Source organism: Microbacterium sp. F2E (assembly GCF_020905435.1).
Taxonomy (GTDB): Bacteria; Actinomycetota; Actinomycetes; order Actinomycetales; family Microbacteriaceae; genus Microbacterium; species Microbacterium lacticum.
This window is the reverse complement of sequence record NZ_JAJJIB010000003.1, coordinates 156137-174077: the sequence shown is the minus strand read 5'-3', so window position 1 is coordinate 174077 and position 17941 is coordinate 156137. Positions and strand designations below refer to the sequence as shown.

General features: G+C 70.6%; 20 protein-coding genes and 1 other RNA gene. 18 read left to right on the top strand and 3 right to left on the bottom strand.

The genetic code is table 11. From position 1 onward, the window contains the following. Nucleotides 1–40 precede the first annotated feature (40 nt). From LOK55_RS04185 to LOK55_RS04160, 6 genes are all read left to right on the top strand, one after another. Complete coding sequence (locus tag LOK55_RS04185; protein WP_229934368.1) at nucleotides 41–856, top strand: hypothetical protein; 816 nt, start codon at nucleotides 41–43, stop codon at nucleotides 854–856. Beyond that, the gene (locus tag LOK55_RS04180) at nucleotides 853–2409 is read left to right on the top strand and encodes an ATP-binding protein (RefSeq protein WP_229934367.1); all 1557 of its coding nucleotides are present in this window, start codon (nucleotides 853–855) and stop codon (nucleotides 2407–2409) included. The genes LOK55_RS04185 and LOK55_RS04180 overlap by 4 nt, the downstream gene beginning before the upstream one ends. Further along, the gene (locus tag LOK55_RS04175) at nucleotides 2406–2948 is read left to right on the top strand and encodes a hypothetical protein (protein ID WP_229934366.1); all 543 of its coding nucleotides are present in this window, start codon (nucleotides 2406–2408) and stop codon (nucleotides 2946–2948) included. The genes LOK55_RS04180 and LOK55_RS04175 overlap by 4 nt, the downstream gene beginning before the upstream one ends. Then, a complete protein-coding gene (locus LOK55_RS04170) occupies nucleotides 2945–4726 on the top strand; it encodes a type IV secretory system conjugative DNA transfer family protein (RefSeq protein WP_229934365.1) in 1782 nt (593 codons plus the stop codon). The genes LOK55_RS04175 and LOK55_RS04170 overlap by 4 nt, the downstream gene beginning before the upstream one ends. A 91-nt stretch (nucleotides 4727–4817) precedes the next feature. Next, the gene (locus tag LOK55_RS04165; RefSeq protein WP_229934364.1) at nucleotides 4818–5279 is read left to right on the top strand and encodes a single-stranded DNA-binding protein; all 462 of its coding nucleotides are present in this window, start codon (nucleotides 4818–4820) and stop codon (nucleotides 5277–5279) included. Nucleotides 5280–5293: 14 nt separating this feature from the next. Next, nucleotides 5294–5923 (top strand): hypothetical protein, encoded by a 630-nt coding sequence (locus LOK55_RS04160; protein WP_229934363.1) that lies wholly within the window; start codon nucleotides 5294–5296, stop codon nucleotides 5921–5923. Between the two features lie 274 nt (nucleotides 5924–6197). On the opposite strand, the gene LOK55_RS04155 is transcribed toward LOK55_RS04160, so the two are convergent. Continuing rightward, complete coding sequence (locus tag LOK55_RS04155; RefSeq protein WP_229934362.1) at nucleotides 6198–7709, bottom strand: recombinase family protein; 1512 nt, start codon at nucleotides 7707–7709, stop codon at nucleotides 6198–6200. Nucleotides 7710–7790: 81 nt separating this feature from the next. On the opposite strand from LOK55_RS04155, the gene LOK55_RS04150 reads away from it, so the two are divergent. The 7 genes from LOK55_RS04150 to LOK55_RS04120 are packed head-to-tail and all read left to right on the top strand — an operon-like array spanning nucleotide 7791 to nucleotide 11696. Further along, nucleotides 7791–8348 (top strand): ATPase, T2SS/T4P/T4SS family, encoded by a 558-nt coding sequence (locus LOK55_RS04150; RefSeq protein ID WP_374107615.1) that lies wholly within the window; start codon nucleotides 7791–7793, stop codon nucleotides 8346–8348. Further along, entirely contained in the window at nucleotides 8345–9202 is an 858-nt protein-coding gene (locus tag LOK55_RS04145; protein WP_229934361.1) for a type II secretion system F family protein, read from the top strand. The genes LOK55_RS04150 and LOK55_RS04145 overlap by 4 nt, the downstream gene beginning before the upstream one ends. Next, entirely contained in the window at nucleotides 9199–10125 is a 927-nt protein-coding gene (locus LOK55_RS04140; RefSeq protein ID WP_229934360.1) for a type II secretion system F family protein, read from the top strand. Before LOK55_RS04145 ends, LOK55_RS04140 begins: the two co-directional genes overlap by 4 nt. Nucleotides 10126–10151: 26 nt before the next feature. Continuing rightward, nucleotides 10152–10343 (top strand): hypothetical protein, encoded by a 192-nt coding sequence (locus tag LOK55_RS04135; RefSeq protein WP_196324372.1) that lies wholly within the window; start codon nucleotides 10152–10154, stop codon nucleotides 10341–10343. Nucleotides 10344–10349: 6 nt separating this feature from the next. Next, complete coding sequence (locus LOK55_RS04130; RefSeq protein WP_141378982.1) at nucleotides 10350–10766, top strand: TadE/TadG family type IV pilus assembly protein; 417 nt, start codon at nucleotides 10350–10352, stop codon at nucleotides 10764–10766. After that, nucleotides 10741–11256: a TadE family protein gene (locus LOK55_RS04125; RefSeq protein WP_229661414.1), complete on the top strand. Its 516-nt coding sequence runs from the start codon at nucleotides 10741–10743 to the stop codon at nucleotides 11254–11256. The genes LOK55_RS04130 and LOK55_RS04125 overlap by 26 nt, the downstream gene beginning before the upstream one ends. After that, nucleotides 11253–11696, top strand: coding sequence for a pilus assembly protein TadG-related protein (locus LOK55_RS04120; protein WP_229934359.1), 444 nt, complete (start codon nucleotides 11253–11255; stop codon nucleotides 11694–11696). The genes LOK55_RS04125 and LOK55_RS04120 overlap by 4 nt, the downstream gene beginning before the upstream one ends. A 28-nt stretch (nucleotides 11697–11724) precedes the next feature. On the opposite strand, the gene LOK55_RS04115 is transcribed toward LOK55_RS04120, so the two are convergent. Further along, the gene (locus tag LOK55_RS04115) at nucleotides 11725–13008 is read right to left on the bottom strand and encodes an MFS transporter (protein WP_229934418.1); all 1284 of its coding nucleotides are present in this window, start codon (nucleotides 13006–13008) and stop codon (nucleotides 11725–11727) included. A gap of 61 nt (nucleotides 13009–13069) precedes the next feature. Here LOK55_RS04115 and prfB point away from each other — a divergent pair, with 61 nt between their 5' ends. From prfB to smpB, 4 genes are all read left to right on the top strand, one after another. Beyond that, the gene (gene prfB, locus LOK55_RS04110) at nucleotides 13070–14182 is read left to right on the top strand and encodes a peptide chain release factor 2 (protein WP_229934358.1); all 1113 of its coding nucleotides are present in this window, start codon (nucleotides 13070–13072) and stop codon (nucleotides 14180–14182) included. Nucleotides 14183–14255: 73 nt separating this feature from the next. Further along, the gene (gene ftsE / locus LOK55_RS04105) at nucleotides 14256–15407 is read left to right on the top strand and encodes a cell division ATP-binding protein FtsE (protein WP_229934357.1); all 1152 of its coding nucleotides are present in this window, start codon (nucleotides 14256–14258) and stop codon (nucleotides 15405–15407) included. Next, nucleotides 15404–16318: a permease-like cell division protein FtsX gene (gene ftsX, locus LOK55_RS04100; RefSeq protein ID WP_229934356.1), complete on the top strand. Its 915-nt coding sequence runs from the start codon at nucleotides 15404–15406 to the stop codon at nucleotides 16316–16318. The genes ftsE and ftsX overlap by 4 nt, the downstream gene beginning before the upstream one ends. A gap of 62 nt (nucleotides 16319–16380) precedes the next feature. Then, complete coding sequence (gene smpB / locus LOK55_RS04095; RefSeq protein WP_141378996.1) at nucleotides 16381–16857, top strand: SsrA-binding protein SmpB; 477 nt, start codon at nucleotides 16381–16383, stop codon at nucleotides 16855–16857. Between the two features lie 45 nt (nucleotides 16858–16902). Here smpB and LOK55_RS04090 read toward each other — a convergent pair whose 3' ends face one another. Beyond that, nucleotides 16903–17421, bottom strand: a complete 519-nt coding sequence (locus LOK55_RS04090) for an SIMPL domain-containing protein (protein WP_229934355.1) — start codon at nucleotides 17419–17421, stop codon at nucleotides 16903–16905. 102 nt (nucleotides 17422–17523) lie between these two features. On the opposite strand from LOK55_RS04090, the gene ssrA reads away from it, so the two are divergent. Continuing rightward, nucleotides 17524–17893, top strand: a transfer-messenger RNA (tmRNA) gene (gene ssrA / locus LOK55_RS04085). The last annotated feature ends 48 nt before the right edge of the window (nucleotides 17894–17941 follow it).

The following is a 17941-nucleotide window of genomic DNA, read 5'->3' as shown; positions in this document are numbered from 1 at the left end:
GCGACCCGTGTCCTGCTGACCCTTTAAGGAGCCCCCGATCATGCCGACCTTCGATGACCCGACCACTGATGCCACCGAGGCGTCCGAGGCGCTGCGGGGCCTCGCCCACGCCTCCCGCACGTTCACCGATCCCGCCGACACCTACCGGGTACTCGGCGATGTTCTGTACGGGGTGCGGTCGCTGCGGCAGGTGCTCGACCAGCTCGCCACCACCCACCTGACCTACCGTGTCCGGGCGCACGACGACGCGGGCGATCAGGCCGCCGGTGCCACCTCCGCGCTGGCTGCCGCGGACGAGTTGCATCAGGCCGCGACCATCCTGGACGGCGTGCACGACCGCGTGGACGCCGCGATGTCGCATTCCGGGCGGATCGCCTGGTACGACGCCCCGGAGCAGGCCGCCCCGGAGCGTGCGCCGTCGCGGTGGATCAGTGTCGTGTTCCTCGAAGGCGAGGAGGCAGATCGGGTGCTCGACGTGATCGCCCGCCGCGGCACCGACGCGGCGATCGAGCATCTGGCCGGGCACGACTACGGCGAGGACACCACCCGGGACGCGCTGGAGAACGGGTACGTGTACGACACGGTGCCCGAAGGCGCCCTGGACCGCACCGCCACCAGAGACGTGTACACCCTCACCTACAGTCCTTTCCTCGGGCATGTGAATCTGCTGCGCGAGTACGACGCCGTGCCTGACCCGGCGCTCCTTGGCATCGACACCTCTGAGCCCGTGACCCGTCACGCTGAGCGGGCGCCGGTCACGCGCGCGTCCCGCCGTGAGGCGGCGCAGACGGAGCCAGACTGGTTCGCCGGTTCCCGCCGCACCACCCCAGGCGCGGGGCGGGGGTTGTCCCGATGACCCGCGAGGAGGAGAGCCGGCTGCACACGGCGGTGCTCGTCGGCCCCGAGGGGGAACTCCGCAAGCACCGCAAGGCCCGCCATCACGCCGCCGACCAGGTACGGGCAGACGCGCGCCAGCAGCGCCGTGCCGAGGCGAAGGCGAAGTATGAGGCGGAACAGGCGCAGAAGCGCGCGACGAGATACCTGCCCGCCGCGGGTGAGCCGGGGTCTGCGGCGCTCAGATCGCCGGGGCGGTTCCGGCTCCCGAAGCACCAGGACACCTCCGCGACCCTCGCCGGGCAGTACCCGTTCCTCGCCGAAGGCGGCCTCGGGTCCGCCGGGGTGTTCGTCGGCCAAGACCTCTACAGCGGGGGAAGCTTCGTCTACGACCCGTGGGTGCTGTATGCCCGTGGGGTCATCACCGCCCCCAACGTAGTCCTGGCCGGGATCGTGGGCTCGGGTAAGTCCAGTCTCGCGAAGTCCCTCTACACCCGCTCCCTTCCGTTCGGACGGCGCGTGTATGTGCCCGGCGACCCGAAGGGCGAGCACACCGCGGTCGCCGAAGCGGTCGGCGGGAAGGCGATCATCCTCGGCCACGGCCTGTCCAACCGGCTCAACCCGCTCGATGAAGGCCACCGGCCCACGGCCGTGTCGGACACAGAGTGGGCGGTCCAGGTCGCGTCCCGCCGCCGCGACCTCATCGGCGCCCTCGCGGAAACGGTGTTGGATCGGCCGCTGTCGCCGCTGGAGCACACCGCGATCGACCTCGCCCTGAGGGACGCCGTGAGGTCGGCTCCGGTGCCGATCCTGCCGATGGTCGTCGACCGCATCCTGTCCCCCAACCCCGCCGACGACCCCGACGGGCGCCTCGCCGAAGACGGCCGCCTCGCAGGTCACGCGCTGCGTCGCCTGGTCGCCGGAGACCTGCAAGGGCTCTTCGATGGGCCTTCGACGGTGCGGTTCGATCCGTCGCTGCCGATGGTGTCGCTGGACCTGTCGCGAGTCGCGGAGAACTCCACCCTCATCTCCGTGCTGATGACCTGCTCCAGCGCGTGGATGGAGTCGGCGCTGTCGGACCCGGATGGCGGGCAGAGGTGGGTGATCTACGACGAAGCCTGGCGACTCATGCAATACCCCGCGCTGCTTCGCCGGATGGATGCGCAGTGGCGGCTGGCGAGGCATTTCGGGATCGCGAACATGCTCATCTTCCACAAGCTCACCGATCTCGACAACGTCGGCGATCAGGGGTCCGCGATGCGCGCGCTGGCCTCATCGCTGCTCGCGAATGCGGAGACGAGGATCATCTACCGGCAAGAACCCGACCAGCTCGGCGCGACCGCCACCGCGCTCGGCCTGACCGGCACCGAACAGAAACTCCTCCCCGGCCTGGGCACCGGGCAGGGGCTATGGCGGATCAAGGAGCGCAGCTTCATTTGCCAACATCAACTACACCCCGCCGAATACTCCCTCTTCGACACGTCTCAGCGTGCCGCCGGTCTGGCCCGGAAGCTCACCCAGAGTGACGGTTCGTCACCCACGATGACCGCCGCCGAGAGCGGGGAGTCTCGATGAGCCGCCCTCGCTACAAACGCACTTCCCCCAATCCCGCGGATGCGGTCGCGGGGGTGCCGGTGGTGCTCCCGCACGTCGTGATGACGATCGCCGAGGACGGCACCATGACCGTCACCCTCGACGGCACCGCGCGCGAGCCGGAAGCGTTCGCGCCGCCGTGGCGGCGAGAGGACTTCGCCGCAGTGCTCGACCAGCTCACCGCCCAACACCATTCCCCGGTGCGCGTCGAGGTGCGCGAGGCGGACGGGAGCGTGTTCACCGACATCCTCACCCCCGGCAAGCGCCGCCCGCACCCCGCACCAGACCCGGAGCCGGTCACCGCGACTGCCGCGCCGCAGGAGCTGGTGGTGCTGCACGGTGAGAGGTTCGTCCCCGGTGAGGACGTGGCGATCGCCGTCGTGATCGGCCACTCCGACGCCGCCCCGGACGGCACCGCCCGCGCCCTCCTCACCGCAGGCCAGCTCGCCGCGAGTCCCACCCGGGAGATCATTCTGCTCGGGCGCGTCTCTGGCGCCCTCACCACCGGGCACCCGCAATGAGCACCCCACGCCAAGCAGGGTCTCTCGGGGACGAGCTGAGCAACCTCGGCATCAGCCTCCTCATCGGAGCCGCCCTCCTCGCCGGCATCCTCCGCGGAGCCGGGTCGGTCGCCGCGTGGATCACCGGCACCGATCAGCCCACCGGAGGCATCGACGCCGGGCTCGGCGTGCTCCTGAACCCTGGCGACCCCGCGATCGCGCTGGGCGCGCCGGGCCTGAACGCCGTGCCCTATTGGATCACCGCCGCAGCCCTGATCCTCGCCACGGGCGGGCTGGGCTGGTGGGTGTGGCGGGCGTTCCGCGAACACGGCCGGCAAGCCAAGGCCGACCCGTACCGGATCGCCGGGATCGCCACCCGCACCGACGTCACCAAAGCCGCGTCCGAGACCGCGTTGCTGCGCCGCGCCGGGGACTTGCGGCCGTCCCTCGACAAGCCCACCGCCGCTGAGGTCGGCTACCGAATCGGTGTCTCCCGCGGCAAGAGCGTTTGGGCGAGTGTGGAGGACTCGCTCCTTCTCATCGGACCGCCGAGAAGCGGGAAGGGCGCCCACATCGTCATCAACGCAATCCTCGACGCCCCCGGAGCGGTCATCACCACCAGCACGAGACCGGACAACCTCACCGCCACCCTCCAAGCGCGGGCGAGGGATGCCGGGCCGGTGGCGGTGTTCGACCCGCAGCACCTCGCCGAGGGCATCCCCGCCGGCCTCCGCTGGTCGCCGATCCGTGGGTGTGAGGAACCGTTGACGGCGATGATCCGCGCCACCGGTCTCGCGTCGGCCACCGGGATGTCCCGTGGCGGGGTCGAGGACGGCGGGTTCTGGGAAGGCAAAGCCCGCGTCGTCCTCCAAGGTCTCCTGCACGCCGCGGCCCTCGACCACCGCACGCCCGCCGAACTGTTCCGTTGGACCCTTGACCCCTCCGCTGCGGCCGAGGCCGTCGCGATCCTCACCAGTACGCCGAATGCCGCCCCTGGATGGGCAGAATCGCTCGGCGCGGTCATCGAGTCCGACCCAAAGACCCGCGACTCCATCTGGCAAGGCGTCTCCCTCGCCCTCGCCGCGCTCGCCGATCCCCGCGTCCTTGATGCCGTGTCGCCGGGACCGGACGAACGGTTCGACCCCGAGAGCTTCATCCGTGACCGCGGCACTCTTTATCTGCTCGCCACCGGCGCCGGCGCGAACAACTCCGCCGCGTTGGTGGCCGCGTTCATCGAAGACCTCGTAGAGACCGCACGCCGCATTGCCGCCATCTCGCCGGGAGCCCGCCTGGACCCGCCGGTGCTGCTTGCGCTCGATGAAGTCGGGAACCTCGCGCCCTTGCCGTCGCTTCCGACGCTCATGGCCGAGGGTGGGGGTACCGGGATCACGACCATGCCTGTGCTCCAGTCCTTGGCGCAGGCGCGGGAGAAGTGGTCGGAGAACGCCGCCGGCGCGATCTGGGACGCCTCGATCGTGAAGATCGTCCTCGGCGGGGCGTCGAACTCCAAAGACCTCCACGATCTCACCACGCTCATCGGCGAGCGGGACGAGGTGACCGATTCGACCACCATCGGCGATCACGGCTCCCGCTCCGCGCAACGCTCCATTCGCCGGGTGCCGATCCTCCCACCCGACGCGATCAGGACCCTCCCTTTCGGCACCGCCCTGGTCCTGTTGCGCTCCGCACCACCGATCGTGACGCGGATGCGGACGTGGACCCAGCGTCCCGACGCCGCACGGCTTCGCGCCGACCGCGGCGAGGTCGAGAAGCGGCTGCAGCATCCCCCCTCGTCATAAGGGCGCGGTGTCGTAAGGGTTGGCGGTGTACCTGCCTGGCAAGAGCGACCCCGCGGAAAGGGGGCGCGTGAGAGGTCAGGAGGAGCGTCTGATGGCGATCCAGACGAAAGAGTCGGTGTCGGGATTCATCGCCACCGACCCGCAGCATTCGGTGACGGAGACCGGTAAGACTAGGTTCTACGCCCGGCTCGGGCAGCAGCGCTTCCGGCGTGAGGACGACGGGTCGTTCACGGAGCTGGAACCGACGTACGACAACCTCGCCGCATATGGCCCAACTGCCGAACGCGCCCTGGCCAGATTGCGCAAGGGCGATAGCTTCGTCGCCGAAGGGTATGTCCGCAAGTACACGACGCAGCGTGACGGGCAGGACGTCGAACGCCAGGAGTTCGTCGCCACCAAGATCGGCCATGACCTTGCCCGCACCAGCTACGAGGTGGATCGCACCCGCCGTAGTGGCAGGACGCCCGAACGCGATGTTCCGGCATTCCCCGGTCCCGCTGATCCCGCTCGCCGCCGAGAGGCACCCAGCCGCACGTCCGTGCTGGGCCGCTGACCGGAGGTATGACGATGACTGACGACAGCCGCGAGCCCAGCATCAGTACTGGCGCCGACGACCACGACAGCCCCGACGAATACGAGGAGCCCGACGAGGGCTACCCCGATGACACTGAGCCGCACCCGGGCGAGTACGAGCAGGACGAGGTGGCCGAGCCGCCCCATCCGGTGAACTGGAACCTGCTGACCGCCGAGCAGGCCGAGACCGAATGGCTGGAGTTGAACAGATGGGTGCACTGGCTGCGTCGCACCTACGGCCTTGCCGCCTCGGTGGTGCCCCCGTTCTGGCACCACCATCCCGAACTCGTCTGGGAGCTGTCGGCGCTACACCTGCACTGGCTGTGCGCGTACGACCCTGAGCAGAACGGGTCCGCCCCGCACGGCTGGCACCGGGACTTCGCCGAGGCTCGCGAACGCCTGCGCGAATGGACCGCGACCTGCGGCACCCGCTTGGACCGCGACCGGCCCACCCGGCAGACCGTCTGGCCCGGCGAAGACGCCGCTCCACCGGTCGAGGACGTCGTGATCGAGAACCGCGAAGAAGAGTTCGTTCAGTTCGTCCTCGACGATGTCGCTGACCGCCAGGACGAAGAAGACGCCTTCTACGCCGGCTACGATCCCGACACCGGAGAAGTGCGATGAGCTCCCTGCCCCCCTCCGGCCGCCGGGACCGCCACAGCGCGGACTCGCTGACCGCAACAGAGGGTGAGGTCGATTCGCTCCTGCCGGATGGGTTCGATGTGACCGAGTGGACTCGCGCGGCGTGTGAGAACTCTGGGGTCCCGTTCGCCGTCGCCGATCCGGTCACACTCCGCAAACTCACCAAACTCATCCGACATCCCACCTGAGCACCCCCTGGTCTGAGCACGACAGGACGGGCCGCGAGGAAGCGCGGCCCGTCCTGTCGTGCGGTGGTTCAGGCTTTGAACGTCAACTGGACCCGGTCCGGACGGAACGTGTTGGAAGGCCTGGTAAGCGGGTTGACCACGAGGGTGTCGATCAGCGCGGTGAGGACCGCGCGTTTCTGCGCGATCGACCACTCCGCCCACGCCACCCGCAACGCTGCCTCATCGCCGACCGGAACACCGGCCAGAGCCGCACCCCGGTTGACTTTCCCAAGCAGCAGCTCGGCGTCGCGGACGGCGTTCTGCGCCGCGACCCGCCCGGCGTGGTACTCACTGCGGGTCAGCAGCCCTGCTCCGTAGTCGCGCGCCATGTCCTCCATCCGTGCCCGTGCCGCGGTGATCCTCCCCATCGCCTCACTCACGACACCGCCCGCACCGTCATCCGCACTGGGCAGGTCGGTCGCCGCCAGACGGGCGATCACCGCATCACGCACCAGCTCGTCCAATGCCGCACCCGACACGGTGAGACCTCCTCGCTCCGGGTAGGCGGGGACGGCCATGCACCGGTAATAGAACCGCTTGCCCGGCCCCAGGCCGCCCTTGCCCTCCTTGTGGCGCCCCGCGACCAGACCGGCACCGCACTTACCGCATGTCGCAATCGCTGACAGCAGGTTGATCGAGGTCGCCCCGACGCGCCGGTCCGGATTAGCGAACACGGCCCTGATCCGGGCCGTCTCCTCCGGGGTGATGATCGCCTCCCACGATCCCGCCCCCAGAATCTCCCGGCCCTCTGGCGGGTCCGCCTCACCAGGCCGCACGCCCGGATCGTAGGCACGCTGCCCGGAGATACGCGCCGAGCACAGTATCGACTTCACCGTCGTCGCATGCCACACACCCAAAGTGCCAGTCCCTGCCCTGGGGGATGGCATACCGGACTCCTCGTTCAACCACTTCGTGATCGCCCGCAACGACTGCCCGGCGAGGAACCGGTCGGCCATCTCCCGCACCACCGCTGCCTGCTCCGGGATGAGCACCCCGCCACGGCCGTACCCGAAGCGGGGCGGGCCGTGCCAGTCACCGCGCTCGGCCTTCGCGCGGTTCGCCCGTCGGATGCGGTCAGCCTTGTGCCCGGACTCATACGACGCGATCGCAACGAGCTGACGCGCCATCAACCTCCCCTCGTGCGTGTTCAGATCGAACCCACCGCCCATCACCGACTCAATGCGGATCGGATGCGACTCCACCAGATCGATCAAGTCCTCCAGCTCCCGCGGACGACGGTAGAGACGATCCACATGCCACACCACTACCCGCGACCGCCCCGCCTTGACCCGCTCCAGCAGCCGCTCGAAGCCGGGACGCTTCTTGTTTAGATACGCAGACACATCGTTGTCCATGAACACATCGCCCTTAGCTACTGGCAGCCCGAGCCGGTGACAAAGGGCAAGGCAGTCTTCCCGCTGGCGGTCCACGCCAGCTTCCTCGCCGGTGCGGTCCTCACTGATCCGGAGATACACCAGCACCTGCTCGACCGCCGCAACCGACGGTGCAACGTCTGGGCGATCCACCACCGTGCCGCTCACCGCGAGTCACCTCCCGACGCCCCGACCCGAATAACAAACCTGATCAACACAGCAATCACCTCCACACGACAGGTGCGTCACATGCACCAAGTGGAGAAGACGACGTTCCTCGCGGCGCTCATCGGCGCCTGCCCGCCCGAGCACCGCGTCGTCACCGTCGAGGAGACCTTCGAACTCGCCATCACCGCGCCCGACGCCGTGGCCCTGCAAGGGCGCCAGCCGAGCCTCGAGGGCACCGGCGCGGTGAGCCTGCGGCGCCTCGTGAAGGAGGCGCTCCGCATGCGCCCCGACCGCCTCGTGGTCGGCGAGGTGCGCGACGCCGAGGCGCTGGACCTGCTGCTGGCGCTCAACACGGGCGTGCCCGGCGCCGCGACGATCCACGCGAACTCCGCCGACGACGCGCTGCGCCGCCTCGCTGCACTACCGCTGCTGGCGGGCCGCAACATCGACGCGGGCTTCGTCGTGCCCGCGATCGCGACCGGCGTCGACCTCGTGGTGCACTGCCGGCGAGACGCCGACGGGCACCGCTACGTCGAAGAGATCGTGGAGACGACCGGCCGCACCGACGATCAGGTCGTCGAGACGCGCCCGGTCTACCGGGCGGGCCTCAGGGCAGGGCGGGAGCGGGTGGCGTCGTGACGATCGTCTGGGGTGCGGTGTTCGCCGCGGGGCTGCTGCTCACGATCTCGCCGTGGCTCTGGCCCGCGAGCGAGCAGCCGAAGGCCACTCCCGTCGACGGCCGTCTGTCGCGGCTGCTGCAGGAGGCGGGCTTCGCGCACACCCCCACCGCTCGACCGGGCGTGATCGCCGTCGTACTGGGCGCTGTGTGCGCCTCCGTCGCCTGGCTCGTCACCGGGCTTCCGGCCGTCGCATTCGTCGCCGGCGCCGCCGGGGCTGCGGCACCGTTCTCCTGGCTGAAGGCACGGGCGCGGCGCCTGCGCCGGTCTCGCCGCGCGCTGTGGTCGGATGTGTGCGACCTGCTCGTGTCGGCGGTGCGCGCGGGGTTGTCCCTGCCCGACGCCGTCGCGGCGCTCGCGGCGAGCGGACCGCCCGCGCTGCGCGGCGCGTTCGCCCGCTTCGCGGCCGACATGGCGGCATCCGGTCACTTCGACTCCAGCGCCCTGCGGCTGAAGGCGTGCCTCGCCGACCCCGTCGCCGACCGCATCATCGAGACCCTGCGCATGGCGCGTCACGTCGGCGGCACCGAGCTCACCGGAGTGCTGCGCGCCCTGTCGTCGTCGGTGCGGGCGGATGCCACGCTGCGCGCCGAGGTCGAGGCGCGCCAGTCGTGGGTGCGCGGCGCCGCGATCGTCGGTGTCGTCGCGCCGTGGATCGTGCTGGCGCTGCTCGCGATCCGCCCCGAAGGGGCGGCGGCCTACGCGACGCCGGCCGGAGTGGTCGTCGTGATCGCCGGTGCGGTGCTCTCCCTCGTCGCGTATCGGTTGACGATCCGCCTCGGCCGGCTCCCCGAGCCGCAGCGGTGGTTCGGATGAGTGCGGTCAGCGCTGCGGCGTGCGCGGTGATCCTCGGCGCGGCGTTCGCCGCGGGGGCGCTGCTGATCGCGCAGCGGATTCCGCGCTGGGCGGCGCCGAACCTCACGCGCCGGATCGCCCCGTATCTGCGCGACGTCGCCGACCCGGTGGGACTCACGCCGCTCCAGCCGGCGGTGGCGTGGCGCGGGTGGCGCAGCGCGCGCGACCGGCTCGCCGCCGGCTGGGGCGGCGGTGCGAGCGGCGACGCCCTCGCGCAGCGGCTCCGTCAGGCCGGACTCGCTCCCGACGTCGTGGCCTTCCGGGCCACCCAGCTGGGCTGGGCGGTCGCCGGTCTCGCGATCGGCGGCGTGCTCGCCGTCGTGCTGACCATGAGCGGGCGCGGGGGACTGATCGCCGTGCTCCTGCCGCCGCTGCTGGCGGTGATCGCGATCGTGCTCTGCGAGCAGCGCCTCACGGCGCGCGCCCGGCGCCGCGTCGCCCGACTCGAAGAGGAGCTGCCGACGGTGCTCGAGTTCCTCGCGCTGTGCCTCGCGGCCGGTGAGGGCTTGCGCGACGCGCTGCGGCGCGTCGGCGACGTGGGGTCGGGCGTGCTGACCGAAGAGCTCCGCGCCGCCGTGCTCGCCAGCGGCACGGGCTCGAACCTCTCCGACGCCCTGCTCGCCCTCGGCAAGAACGCGGACTCGCCCGCGCTTTCCCGGGCGATCGAACACCTCGTCGCCGCGATGGACCGCGGCGCCCCGCTCGCCCAGGTGCTGCAGGAGCAGGCCGTCGACGCCCGCGAAGACGCCAAACGTGCGCTCATCGAGTCGGCCGGACGCAAGGAGATCTTGATGCTCCTCCCGCTCGTCTTCCTGATCCTCCCGCTGTCGGTGCTGTTCGCCGTCTTCCCGGGGATCGTCATGCTCAAGCTCGGAATCTCATGACCGGCGACGGTCGGAAGGAGGCGGACATGATCCGCACGGTATGGGGACGGCTCCGCGCCTCCCTCACGAACACGATCGACGACGACCGCGGCGACGTGCCCGGCTGGGTTCTCGTGACGCTGATGACCGCAGGCTTGGTCGTCGCGATCTGGAGCCTCGCCGGGCCGGCTCTCGCCGACCTGTTCGAGCAGGCGCTCAGCCGCGTCTCGGGGCTCTGACCCGCGATGCGGGATGCCGAGCGGGCGCGCGGCGGCGGCTTCGGCGAGGGCGATGACACCGGCTCCGCGCCGGTGGAGTTCGTGCTCGTCGGGCTGCTGCTGACCGTGCTCACGCTCGGCGTGCTGCAACTCGCCTTCGCCGTCTACGTGCGGAACGTCGTGCACGACGCCGCGGTGGAGGGCGCCTACCACGGCGCCCTCGCCGACACCGAGCCCGCCGACGGCGCGGCGCGCACCGCGCGGCTCATCGACACCGCGGTGGGCGGAGCCCTGGATGCCGAGGTCAGCGCCGCGGCCGTCGAGGGCGGCGCCGGGCCGGAGGTGCAGGTCACCGTCGTCGCGACGCTCCCGCTCGTCGGCCTGCTCGGCGTGCCGGCCGGGATGGAGGTGACCGCCCATGCTCCGCGCGAGAGCTTCGACTGACCTGCGGAGCGCGGTGTGCCCGCACCGCGATCGGGACCGTTCCGACGCGGCCACGCCCGGAGACGAAGGGTCCGCCGCACTCGAGTTCATCCTCGTCGGGCTCGTGCTGCTCGTGCCGCTCGTCTACCTCATCGTCGCGCTCGGCTCGATCCAGGGGCAGTCGCTCGGGGTGGAGACCGGCGCCCGCCAGCTCGCCCGCACGATCGCCGAGTCGCCCGACGCGGTGACCGCCGACGCGCGCGGCGCCCGGGTGCTCGACGCGATCGTCGCCGAATACGGCCTCGACCCCGCCGCGGTGGACGTCTCGATCGACTGCGACCGGTCGGCGCCCGAATGCCCCGCGCCGGGCGCGCTGCTGTCGGTCACGGTCCGCACGTCGGTGCCGCTGCCGCTCGTCCCCGCCGTCCTCGGACTCGATCAGCTCGCCCGCGTGCCCGTCGAGGCCGCCTCGGTGCAGCGCGTGTCACGGTTCTGGGGAACGGCGCCGTGACCGCCCACACGCTGCGCCCGCGGGTGCGAGGCGACGGGCGGGACGACGACGAGGGCTCGGTGCTCCTGCTGACCCTCGGCTACGCCCTGCTCGCCATCGCGCTCGTGCTCGTGTGCGTCGACGCGACGAGCCTCTACCTGACCCAGAAGCGCGCGGATGCCGCGGCCGACGCCGCCGCGCTGGCAGGCGCCGACGGTTTCACCCTCACCGTGTCGGGCGCGGGCGCCACGGCACGCCTCACCGACGACGGGGTGTACGCCCAGGCATCCGACATCATCGACGCGCTCGGCACCGCGCAGCTCGTCGAAGCGGGCACACCCGACGGCGTCTCCGCCCGGGTACGGGTCGCGACCGTGTGGCATCCGCCGGTGCTGAGCGTGTTCGTGCCCGACGGCTGGACGATCGAGGCGACCGCGACGAGCCGCACCGCGCTGCGCTGACGCGCCCGCTCAGCGCTCGGCGCGCGCCTCACAGCCCGCGCCGCTCAGCCCGCGTCGCCGCCGGCGGCCCGGGCACGAACCGCGGCACCCATTTCACGAACGCCGCCGCACCGAGCAGGCCCACGACGCCGATCGCCCCGGTCGCAACAGACAGCGAGAAGGCGGCCGACAGGCCCGAGAACAGCAGAGGTGCGATCGCACCGCCGGCATCAGTGAGGGTGCGCCACGATCCGAGGAACGGCGCGGGGTCGTCCTGAGGTGCGACGTCGGCGCCGAGGGTGAGCAGGATGCCACTGGACAGGCCGTTCCCGACGCCGAGCACGGCGGCGAAGAGGGCGTACCACATCGCCGCCTGCGGCAGATCGTGCGTGAACGACAGCGCAAGGAAGCCGACCCCCATCAGGATCATCGCGGGAAGCGCCGCCCAGAGGCGCCCGAACCGGTCCATCACCTGGCCGCTGGCGTAGAAGAGCGCGAAATCGATGGCTCCCGACACGCCGACGACGAGCGCGATCGTCTGCGCGTCGAGCCCGATCGACACGCCCCACAGCGGCAGCACGACCTGGCGGGCCGAACGCACGGCCGACAGCGACGCCGCGGCGACGCCGAGCCGGGCGAGCACGCCGCGGTGGCGCCACATCGTTCGGAACACGCCCGCGCGCTCGGGCGTGGGGATCGCCCCGGTGACGGGCTCGCCGGAGTCTTCGGCGAGGTGCGCGTCGCTCCGCGGTGCGGGGGAGGTGCGCGGCACGGCTACCTGCAGCTCCGGGTCGGGCCCGAGCATCACGAGCAGCACCGCCGCGATCAGGCAGACCGCGAAGAACCACACCGTCGCATGCTCGTCGCCGAAGATCCCGATGAGCAGCGCCGCGACGAACGGACCGACGAACATGCCGAGTCGGAAGGTGCCGCCGAGAAGGGACAGCGCCCGTGCTCGGAAGACGAGCGGGACCCGCGTCGTCATGAACGAGTGCCGAGCCAGTCCGAACGCGGCGGCGCTGAGGCCGATCACGAAGACGGAGATCGCCAGCACGAGGAGGTTCGGCGCGAGCGCGAGCCCGGCGACGCCGAGGAGGGCGACGGCGCCGCCGATCGCCATCGTGATCCGCTCGCCGATGCGGGCGACGGCCCAGCCGGCGGGGATGTTGCCGCACAGCTGCCCGACGACGAGCGCCGAGGCCACGAGGGCCGCCGTCGGCACGTCGGCGCCGAGGTGCGCGGCGAAGATCGGCAGCAGGGGGATGACCGCCCCCTCGCCCAGCGCGAACAGCACCGTGGGGCCGTAGATCACCGGGGCGAGGCGGCGGATCATCCTCCGGATCGACTCGGGGGTGGAGGCATCCGTCACCCCATCCACGTTAGTCTGGACTGTCATGCTTGAATTCGATCCCTCCGCCGACATCCAGGCCCTGCGCGCCACGTTCTCCGACATCGCGGCGGTGGTCGATGTGACCGCGCTGCGCGCGGAGATCGAGCGCCTGTCCGAAGAGGCGGGTGCGCCCGATCTCTGGGACGACGTCGAGAAGGCCCAGAAGGTGACGAGCGCGCTCAGCCACCGCCAGGCCGACCTCAAGCGGGTCACCGACGTCGAGCAGCGCCTCGACGACCTCGACGTGCTTGTCGAGCTCGCGCAGGAGATGGACGACGACGACACCGCCGCCGAGGCGCTCCGCGAGATCGTCGACCTGCAGGAGGTGATCGGCCAGCTCGAGGTGCAGACGCTCCTCGACGGCGAGTACGACGATCGCCCCGCGGTCGTGACGATCCGCTCGGGCGCGGGCGGCGACGACGCGACCGACTTCGCCGAGATGCTCCTGCGCATGTACCTGCGCTGGGCCGAGCGGCACAAGTATTCCGTCAAGGTCATGGACACGTCCTACGCGGAGGGCGCGGGCATCAAGTCCGCGACGTTCGAGGTGGATGCCCCGTATGCCTACGGCACCCTGTCGGTTGAGGCCGGCACGCACCGGCTCGCGCGCATCAGCCCGTTCGGCGGCGCCGACAAGCGTCAGACCTCCTTCGCCGCGGTCGAGGTGATCCCCGCGCTCGAAGAGGCCGTCGAGGTCGACGTGCCCGAGAGCGACATCCGCGTCGACGTGTTCCGCTCGTCGGGCCCCGGCGGTCAGTCGGTCAACACGACCGACTCGGCGGTGCGCATCACGCACCTTCCGACCGGTCTCGTCGTCTCGATGCAGAACGAGAAGAGCCAGATCCAGAACCGCGCCGCCGCGATGCGTGTGCTGCAGACGCGACTGCTCCTCCTCAAGCGCGAGGAGGAGGCGGCGAAGAAGAAAGAACTCGCCGGCACGATCACGGCGAGCTGGGGCGACCAGATGCGCTCCTACTTCCTCTACGGCCAGCAGCTCGTGAAGGATCTCCGCACCGGCTACGAGGTCGGAAACCCCGCCGTCGTCTTCGACGGCGACCTCGACGGGCTCATCGCCGCGGGCATCCGCTGGCGCAAGCGCAAAGACGACGACGACTGACCCGTCGCGGGAACCGCGACGCGCGGGCGCGTCGCCCGGCATCCCGCGCCCGCCCGCTTAGGCTCGTCGGGTCATGATCCGGTTCGAGCACGTCACCAAGAAGTACCGCGGGACGAACAAGCCGGCGCTGAGCGACGTCGACTTCGAAGTGCAGCGCGGGGAGTTCGTCTTCCTCGTGGGCGCGTCGGGATCGGGCAAGTCGTCGTGCCTGCGCCTCATCCTCCGCGAGGACACCCCCAGCGAGGGACGCGTGGTCGTGCTCGGGCGCGACTTGCACACCCTGTCGACCCGCAAGGTGCCGTACTTCCGCCGGCACATCGGATCGGTGTTCCAGGACTTCCGGCTGCTGCCGAACAAGACCGTCTTCCAGAACGTGGCGTTCACGCTGCAGGTGATCGGATCGTCGCGGGCCTACATCCAGCAGGCGGTCACCGAGGCGCTCACCCTCGTCGGCCTCGACGGCAAGCAGAAGCGCCTGCCGCACGAGCTCTCCGGCGGTGAGCAACAGCGCGTCGCGATCGCCCGCGCCATCGTCAACCGTCCGCAGATCCTCCTCGCCGACGAGCCGACCGGAAACCTCGATCCCGCCACGTCGATCGACATCATGCAGCTGCTCGCGCGCATCAACGAGGGCGGCACCACGGTCGTGATGGCGACTCACGAGGCCGGCTTCGTCGACCAGATGAAGCGCCGCGTGATCGAACTGCAGTCGGGCGTCATGGTGCGCGACGACCGCCACGGCGGATACGGCGACCGCTCGTCGCTGCCGACCCTCGCGCCGCAGGAGGAGAAGGGCGCGGCCGCCACCGCCGCGCTCACCGCGGTGCTCGAGCTGCAGCGCGAGATCGCCGCGTCGACCGTCGAGGGCGTGGCCCCGGCGGCCGCCGCCGCCGTCTCCGAGGCCGCATCCGACGCGGTCGCCGCGTCGGCCGTCGCCGCGGCGGTCGCCGTGACCCCCGAACTCGTCACCTCTGAGCTCGCCGACCGCGAGACGGCGCCCGCCGTGACCCGCGAGCCCGCGGCACCCCCGGTGACCCGCGAACGGCCGGCGCCCGTCGAGGCCCAGCCCGCGGACGGGGCCACCGCCGAGCCCGCCCCGCACACGCGACCGATCCGTATCGACGCACCCGCCGTCGACCTCGACGGCCTCGACCTCGACGGTCCCGGCGTCGCCGACCGGCTCGGCCTGGCATCCGACGACGACGAAGTGGGGCCGACCTCGTGAGAGTGCGCCTGATCCTCGCCGAGGCGCTTTCGGGCCTGCGGCGCAACGCCTCCATGGTGATCTCGGTCATCCTCGTGACCTTCGTGTCGCTCACCTTCGTCGGTGCCGCGATGCTGATGCAGATGCAGGTCGGCAAGATGCGCGCCTATTGGGTGGAGCGCGCCCAGGTGTCGATCGTGATGTGCCGCGACGATTCCACGGCGACCACGTGCGTCGACGGTGCGGCCAACGACGAGCAGCTGAAGACCGTCGCGGATCGGCTTGCGAGCCCCGCCCTCGCCGACATCGTGCGCGACGTGCGCTTCGAATCGGCGGACGAGGCCTACCAGAACCTCATCGCGCTCTACGGCGACGAGTACGCCGACTACGTCACGCCCGCGCAGCTCGGCGACACCTACTGGGTGGGTCTCGTCGATCCCGGGAAGTCCGACGTCATCACCGAGGCGTTCACGGGGACGCAGGGCGTCGAGGCGGTGAAGAACCAGATGCAGTACCTCGAGCCGCTCTTCTCCGCCCTGACGATCGCGACCTACATCGCCGTCGGCATCGCGGTGCTCATGCTCATCGCCGCCGTGCTGCTGATCGCGACGACCATCCGACTCTCCGCCTACGCGCGAAGACGCGAGGTCGGCATCATGCGCCTCGTGGGAGCGTCGAACCGGTTCATCCAGACCCCGTTCATCCTGGAGGGTGTCTTCGCCGCGTTCATCGGTTCGGTGCTCGCCGGCGCCGCGATCGTCGCCGGGGTGCATTTCGGCGTCAACGGCTACCTGAAAGACCGGGTCACGTTCATCACCGACTGGGTGGACATGGCGGATGCCGCGATCGTCATCCCCATCATCATCGCGATCGGTCTCGTGCTCGCCGCGCTGTCGGCCGGCTTCGCGATCCGCCGCTGGCTGCGCGCCTGACGCTCCCGCTGGGGTAAGCTGACAGGCTGCCGTGTCCACGGCATCCGGAACGAGGAGTCACCATGCCCAGGGAACGCGGGGAGAAGGTCGTCGCGACCAACCGTCGCGCGCGCCACGAGTACGCCATCGAGAAGACCTACGAGGCGGGGCTCGTGCTCACCGGCACCGAGGTGAAGTCCCTCCGCGAAGGCCGTGCGAACCTCAGCGACGGCTACGCCTACATCGACGGGGGAGAGGCCTACCTCGACGCCGTGCACATTCCGGAGTACTCGCAGGGGCATTGGACGAACCACTCGTCCAAGCGCACCCGCAAGCTGCTGCTGCACAAGCAGGAGATCATCAAGCTCTCGCACGCGATCAGCGCCGGTGGGTACACGCTGATCCCGTTGAAGCTGTACTTCGCCGACGGGCGCGCGAAGGTCGAGATCGCGGTCGCGAAGGGCAAGCGCGAGTACGAGAAGCGCCAGACGATCCGCGAGCGCGAAGACAAGCGCGAGGCCGAGCGCGCCATGCGCTCGCGCAACCGCCTCGGCGACTGAGCGCAGGCGCCGCGGCCGCCCCCGGCTGTGCGCACCCTCGGACCGTCAGTCGAAGGCGCGGGCCGTCTGCAGCGGCTCGACCGCAGACCGGTCGATCGCGCCCGCGTACGCGCGTGCCCGGGCGACGGCGACGGCGACGGCATCGGTGGCGACCTCGCGTTCGACGTGTGCGCGGGTCTCCGGGGTCAGCTGCCACTCGACGGTGCCGAGCTGCAGGCCGTCGGTGGCGGCGATCTCGTTGAGCCAGCCCGACAGGGCGAGCACGTCGGTGAATGTCGCGGTGAGTTCGACGGAGGCGTGGTGCACGAGGTCGAGCTGGCGCCCCTCGTTGTTCCAGGGGCGGTCGGCCCAGACGCTCACGCGCTGGCTCGACCAGTCGGCGATCCGGCCGGCGCTCTTGCGTGCGTCGAGGTCGGTGCGCACGGGCTCCGCCAGCGCGGCGATGCGCTCGACGACCGCGCCGCGCTCGGGCCCGTCGGCGGTCGCCGTCACGTGCGCGACGGCCCGTTCGGGAGCGACGCGTCGCTCGCTTTCGCCACGGACAGTGATGATGACCTCGTTCATGGTGTAGACTGTAACGCTCGGATGCCTCGGCATCCGAGCATCCAACTCCACAGTGTGACAGTGGCTCACCCTGCCGCGAGACCGAGAGGTCTGAGGCTTCCAGGGGCTGATCGGTTTCGACAGCGCCTGTGATGCTGCGGGAAGCGGGCCGAGGATGCAGGGTTATCTCGTAAACGATCTCTGCGAACCAATAGTTGCCGATGCAAAGCGCAACGACTTCGCCCTCGCTGCCTAAGCGAGTCCGATAGTCCGTCAGACCGTAGGCGATCCCGCTACGGACCCTGGCGTCATCTAGGGATCTAGCTGTGTGACGGGGTCTCGACGTCACATGGGACTCTTCTGAGACTGGGCTCGTCGACTTAGGTGTCTGTGACAAAGGTCGGAGCCGAGCAGAACGTCTCTACAGACTGCGCCCGGAGAAGACGCAGTAATGCAGCGTTGGACGGGGGTTCGATTCCCCCCAGCTCCACGACGTCACTGTCACACGGAACGTGGATGTCACGAAGGCCGAGCCCCGCCC